We start from the raw sequence: 5,069 nt of genomic DNA, 5'->3' as shown, positions 1-5,069 counted from the left end.
CGGTAGAGGGCAGCGGGCAGCTGGCGCAGGAAGAACCGGGGCATCTGACGCAGCACGTTGTCGGGTGTGCCGGTCAGCCGCAGTCGGGCCCGCGAGAGCAGGGTCGAGAGGTAGTCGCCCTCGGGGGTGCGGCCGGCCGACGTCTTCAGCTCCGCGAGATCGGCCGAAGCCGCGCGGTAGCGCGTGACCAGCTCGTCGGCCTCGGCCCCGCCGAGCCGGCGACGACGGCTCAGCTCGTCGAGCCGCGCCCACTCCTCGCGCCGGGCGGCGGTGAGTGCGTCGGCATCCATGTGATTCACTGTAGCCATGCCGACGCCCGGGCCCGCCGTGGAGATCCAGCAGGACGAGATCCTCACGGGTGAAGCCGTCGCCCTCGACGTACAGCCTGTCGGCTACTTCCTGCGCGCGGTGGGCACGCTCATCGACATGCTCGCCGGAGTGGCCCTGTTCCTGCTGCTCGCGGCGGCCGCTTCATGGGCCGCCGGCCGCAGCGTGCTCGGCGGCGACCTCACATCCGTCTTCACGATCGTCGTGCTCGTCCTCGTGACCGTCGTGATCCCGACGACGGTCGAGACCGCCACCCGCGGGCGCAGTCTCGGCAAGCTCGCGATCGGCGCCCGCATCGTGCGCACCGACGGCGGAGCGGCCGGCTTGCGGCAGGCATTCATCCGGGCCCTCGTCGGCGTGTTCGAGCTGTGGTTCACCCTCGGCGCCGTGGCCGGGATCGTCGCGGCCTTCACCCCGCGGGCGGAGCGCCTCGGCGACCTGCTGGCCGGCACCTACAGCGAGCGCACCCGCACGCCCAAGCTGCCGCCGGAGCCCCCAGGGGTGCCGCCGGCGCTGGCGGGGTGGGCGACGATCGCCGACGTCGGCCGGCTGCCCGACGGCCTGGCCCGGCGCATCGCCCAGTTCGCGCGGCAGGCGCGGGATCTCGAACCCGCCGCACGCGCGCGCACAGCGGTGTCGCTGGCCGCCGAGACGCGATCGTTCGTGGCGCCTGTGCCCGCGGTGGATCCCGAGACCTTCCTGCTCGGGGTCGTGGCTGTGCGCCGGGAGCGCGAACTGCGGGCGCTGCGGGGCGAGGACGAGCGCGCGGCCGCACTCACCGCCGGCGTCGGTGTGGCGCCGCGGGGGTTCCCGGTCCGCTGACCGCGACTCAGTACCGGTAGTGGTCCAGCTTGTACGGCCCCTCGACCGGCACGCCGATGTAGGCGGCCTGCGCCGGGGTGAGGGTGGTCAGCTGCACGCCGAGGGCATCCAGGTGCAACCGCGCCACCTTCTCGTCGAGGTGCTTGGGCAGGGTGTACACGGCCGTCGGGTACGCCTCACGGCGCGTGAACAGCTCGATCTGCGCGAGCACTTGGTTGGTGAAGGACGCGCTCATCACGAAGGACGGGTGGCCGGTGGCGTTGCCGAGGTTCATCAGCCGGCCCTCGCTCAGCACCAGCACGCTGCGCCCCGTGGGCAGTCGCCACTCGTGCACCTGCGGCTTGATCTCGACGCGCTCGGCCCCGGGGAGCGCCTCGAGCCCCGCCATGTCGATCTCGTTGTCGAAGTGTCCGACGTTGCCGACGATCGCGAGGTGCTTGAGAGCCAGCAGGTCGTCGACGGTCACGACGTCCTTGTTGCCGGTCCCGGTGATGAGGATGTCGACCTGGCCTGCGACGTCGGCCAGCCGCGCCACCTGGTAGCCGTCCATCGCCGCCTGCAGGGCGCAGATCGGGTCCACCTCGCTCACGATGACGCGGGCGCCCTGGCCGCGCAGCGCCTCGGCCGCGCCCTTTCCGACGTCGCCGTAGCCGCAGACGAACGCGACCTTGCCGCCGATCAGCACGTCGGTGGCGCGGTTGAGGCCGTCGGGCAGCGAATGGCGGATGCCGTACTTGTTGTCGAACTTCGACTTGGTCACCGAGTCGTTCACGTTGATCGCAGGGAACAGCAGGCGATCGGATGCCGCGAGCTCGTACAGCCGGTGCACACCGGTCGTGGTCTCCTCCGTGACGCCGAGCAGCCCCTCGGCCATGCGCGTGAAGCGCTGCGGGTCCCTGGCGAGGCTGCGCCGCAGCACGTCGAGGACGACGCGGTACTCTGCGGGGTCGTCGGGCGCGGCATCCGGCACCGCCCCGGCCTTCTCGAACTCGACGCCCTTGTGGACGAGCAGGGTGGCATCTCCCCCGTCGTCGAGGATGAGGTTCGGGCCATCGAAGCCCTCGTCGCTCCAGTCGAAGATGCGGTCGGCCAGGTCCCAGTACTCCTCGAGCGTCTCGCCCTTCCACGCGAACACGGGCACACCCCGGGGGTCGTCGACCGTGCCGTCGGGCCCGACGACGACAGCCGCAGCGGCCTCGTCCTGCGTGGAGAAGATGTTGCAGCTGGCCCAGCGCACCTGCGCGCCGAGGGCCACGAGGGTCTCGATCAGGACCGCCGTCTGCACCGTCATGTGCAGCGACCCGGCGATGCGGGCGCCGGCCAGCGGCTGCGACGGCCCGAACTCCGCACGCAGTGCCATGAGGCCCGGCATCTCGTTCTCGGCCAGGCGCAGCTGATGGCGCCCCGCCCCGGCGAGCGACAGATCGGCGACGGCGTACGTGAGGGCAGGCGTCTGGGTCGGCATGCCGTCATTGTGCCACGCGTGGTCTGGCACCGGCCGGGACCGGACGCGCAGCGTCACGCGGGACGCGGGTCAGACGCGCAGCGTCTCGTGGCGCACGACCACCCATCCCTTGGGCACCGAGAGCCGATCGGTGTGGATGGCGCAGAGGTCGTGGGCGTGCGGGTCTCCCCCGCCGCCCAGGGGCCCGAGGGCCGCCATCTGGTCGCCGTAGTCGAACGTGAGCGTCGTCACGGCTTCCCGGGCGCACCCGACCTTGGAACACAGTCTCTCGCGCATCGCCCCCACGCTATCCGCCGCGATACCCACGGGACGTACGCCGCGCGGGATCGTTCAGAAGCGGAACCGCTCCGGACCGAGGTCCCAGGGGTCCTTGTCGAGGTACTCCGCGGCGGCACGGAACACGCAGCTCTCGATGATCATGCGCCGGTGCAGCTCGTCCTCGCGGTGCGGGCGGCTGAGCCGCTCGATCGGCAGGCGGTACAGGATGATGCGCTGCTGGTCGGGCAGCACGCTCCAGCGCGGGATGCCGCCGTCATCCGTGGCATCCGGCATCTCGCCGATCTCGAACCGCACATCCCGCAGCTCCTCCCAGGCGCTGCGCAGGAACTCCGCTGCAGCTCCCACCGCCAGATCGAACCGTTCGGCGCGGGTGTCCAGCGGGGGAAGCGGCGGACGCACCACCGGGCTCCGCCCGTCGCGTCCGTGGCGGCCGTGGCGGGACGGCCGGGGGCGGGCGACGGTCTCAGGTCTCAGACGGCGCCGCATCATGTGCCCATCCTAGGCGTGGCGGCCCGCGCCGGCACCGCAGCGAGGCCGGGCGGCAAGCGCGCTCACGGGTGGACGACGAGCGGGGATGCCGCAGCGTCGGCGGGCCAGACCGGGTAGGCGGCCAGGGCGCCCTCGCCCGCATAGCCGACGGCGGCGCGGATCGGCTCGGGGGCTTCGAGGCGGTAGAGCGCACCTTCGGACACCTCGACCCTGGCGGTTCCCCCCGCGGGCACGACGATCTGCTGCGCGGGGCCCGCGCCGGCGTCGGCGGTGAGCGTCACCGTGACGGCCTCGCCTGCGGGAGACGCCAGCGTCAGTACCGGCGACGGCCCCGCCGCCACTGCCACGAGCGCGGGCCCTTCCAGCCGCGGCGCGGGCATGTGCCAGGCGAAGTCGTCACCCTCGCCGAAGCCGGTGGTCGCCCACACCCCGCCGACGACGGCGGCATCGGCTGTGACGTGCACACTGTACTGCCCGATCGCGAGAGCGCCGAGGTCGAGTTCCAGCGGCAGGCCCGCCTCGAGGGGAACCTCTCTCGTGGCGACCTCGCGGTCGCCGCTGCGCACCGTCACCGTCGCGGTGGTCGAGGTCGACGGGGCGAGCAGTCGCACGATGGCGGTGGGATCCGATGCGCCTTCCACCCCGGGCGGAGCGGTCACGGCGACACCCGGGAAGACCAGCTCGGTGTCGGGGACGATGACGGCGCCGACCTGGTCCACGCCGCCGGCGAGGAGCGTGCGGGTGATGCTCGCCTGCAGCAAGGCCTGCACGGGGGCGCCCGTGGACACCAGATGCAGCACGGGGCTCTGCTCGTCGCGGACGAGGCCGGCCAGGGGCAGCACGCGCTGCGTGCCGGGGGCGACGATGAGCTGCCCCGCGGGCGGCGTCTGGGCACCGGTCGCACCGTAGGCGGTGATCTGGACTGTCGCGGGGACCGTGCCGGGGTTGGCCAGCAGCAGAAGACCTGACGACCCGGTGGTGGTGGATCCGCTGACGATCCAGGATTCCAGCAGCGGCGGCGCGCAGGATGCCGCGGCGAAGCCGGAGAGGTCCTCTGCGGCCGCCGACGCCGAGGAGGCGGCGGCGAGGTCGGTGCGGGTGTCGCCGGCGGGCGGTGCGGTGAACACCGCGGGCGCGGACCCCTCGATCCCCGGGACCGCCAGCACACCGGGTGTGGCCTCGGTCTGCCCGGCGGCGGTGCCGGCGGTGGTCGTGGCGTCGGCGACCACCGACACCGAACCCGCCAGTGTCGCGTCCCGGCCGATGGCCAAGAGGCCCCCCGGGCAGGCGACCACCGACTCTGACGGCGCGGGCGTCGCGACCACGCTGACGGGTGTCCGATCGTGGACGGGCCACGTCACGGCGGCGGCGGTGACCGTGCCTGCGACGAGCGCGACCGCCGCGAGCGTGCCGCCGGCCAGCCGGGCGCTCGTGGCCCAGCGGAATCTCGTGGTGGTCATCGTCCCTCCCCTGCCCGCAGGCCGACGACCCGCGGCACCCGGCGGGCGTCGCGGCGCGTCTGCGCCGTCGGGATCGCCAGCAGCACGGCGATCATGAGCACCACCGCCTGGCCGGCGAACACCCAGCGGGCGATCGCAGCGACCTGCGGGTCGGCAGCGGGCCGCGCCTCGACCTGGCCGGACACGCGCCAGAGCGATCCGCGCGCCGTCTCGCCGACCGGCTCCAG

5 protein-coding genes and 2 pseudogenes are annotated in these 5,069 nt (G+C 73.4%); 1 reads left to right on the top strand and 6 read right to left on the bottom strand.

All coding sequences use genetic code 11. The features are described from left to right. Window positions 1-290, bottom strand: a pseudogene (locus NQ160_RS18110) (stage II sporulation protein M); the annotation flags it as partial. A gap of 16 nt (window positions 291-306) precedes the next feature. On the opposite strand from NQ160_RS18110, the gene NQ160_RS18105 reads away from it, so the two are divergent. Further along, a complete protein-coding gene (locus NQ160_RS18105; protein ID WP_257516524.1) occupies window positions 307-1,149 on the top strand; it encodes an RDD family protein in 843 nt (280 codons plus the stop codon). A 7-nt stretch (window positions 1,150-1,156) separates the two neighbouring features. Here NQ160_RS18105 and ahcY read toward each other — a convergent pair whose 3' ends face one another. From ahcY to NQ160_RS18080, 5 genes and pseudogenes are all read right to left on the bottom strand, one after another. After that, entirely contained in the window at window positions 1,157-2,614 is a 1,458-nt protein-coding gene (gene ahcY, locus NQ160_RS18100; protein WP_257516523.1) for an adenosylhomocysteinase, read from the bottom strand. Window positions 2,615-2,683: 69 nt separating this feature from the next. Next, window positions 2,684-2,890, bottom strand: a complete 207-nt coding sequence (locus NQ160_RS18095; protein WP_169581656.1) for a DUF3499 family protein — start codon at window positions 2,888-2,890, stop codon at window positions 2,684-2,686. A 54-nt stretch (window positions 2,891-2,944) separates the two neighbouring features. Then, a complete protein-coding gene (locus tag NQ160_RS18090; protein WP_374113674.1) occupies window positions 2,945-3,382 on the bottom strand; it encodes a metallopeptidase family protein in 438 nt (145 codons plus the stop codon). A 62-nt stretch (window positions 3,383-3,444) separates the two neighbouring features. Beyond that, the gene (locus NQ160_RS18085; protein WP_257516522.1) at window positions 3,445-4,842 is read right to left on the bottom strand and encodes a DUF5719 family protein; all 1,398 of its coding nucleotides are present in this window, start codon (window positions 4,840-4,842) and stop codon (window positions 3,445-3,447) included. Beyond that, window positions 4,839-5,069 (bottom strand): annotated as a pseudogene (locus NQ160_RS18080) (hypothetical protein); the annotation flags it as partial. The gene NQ160_RS18085 and the pseudogene NQ160_RS18080, both read right to left, overlap by 4 nt.

Source organism: Microbacterium sp. zg.Y909 (assembly GCF_024626565.1).
Note: the sequence above shows the minus strand (reverse complement) of the source record. Positions and strands in the feature narration are given on the sequence as shown.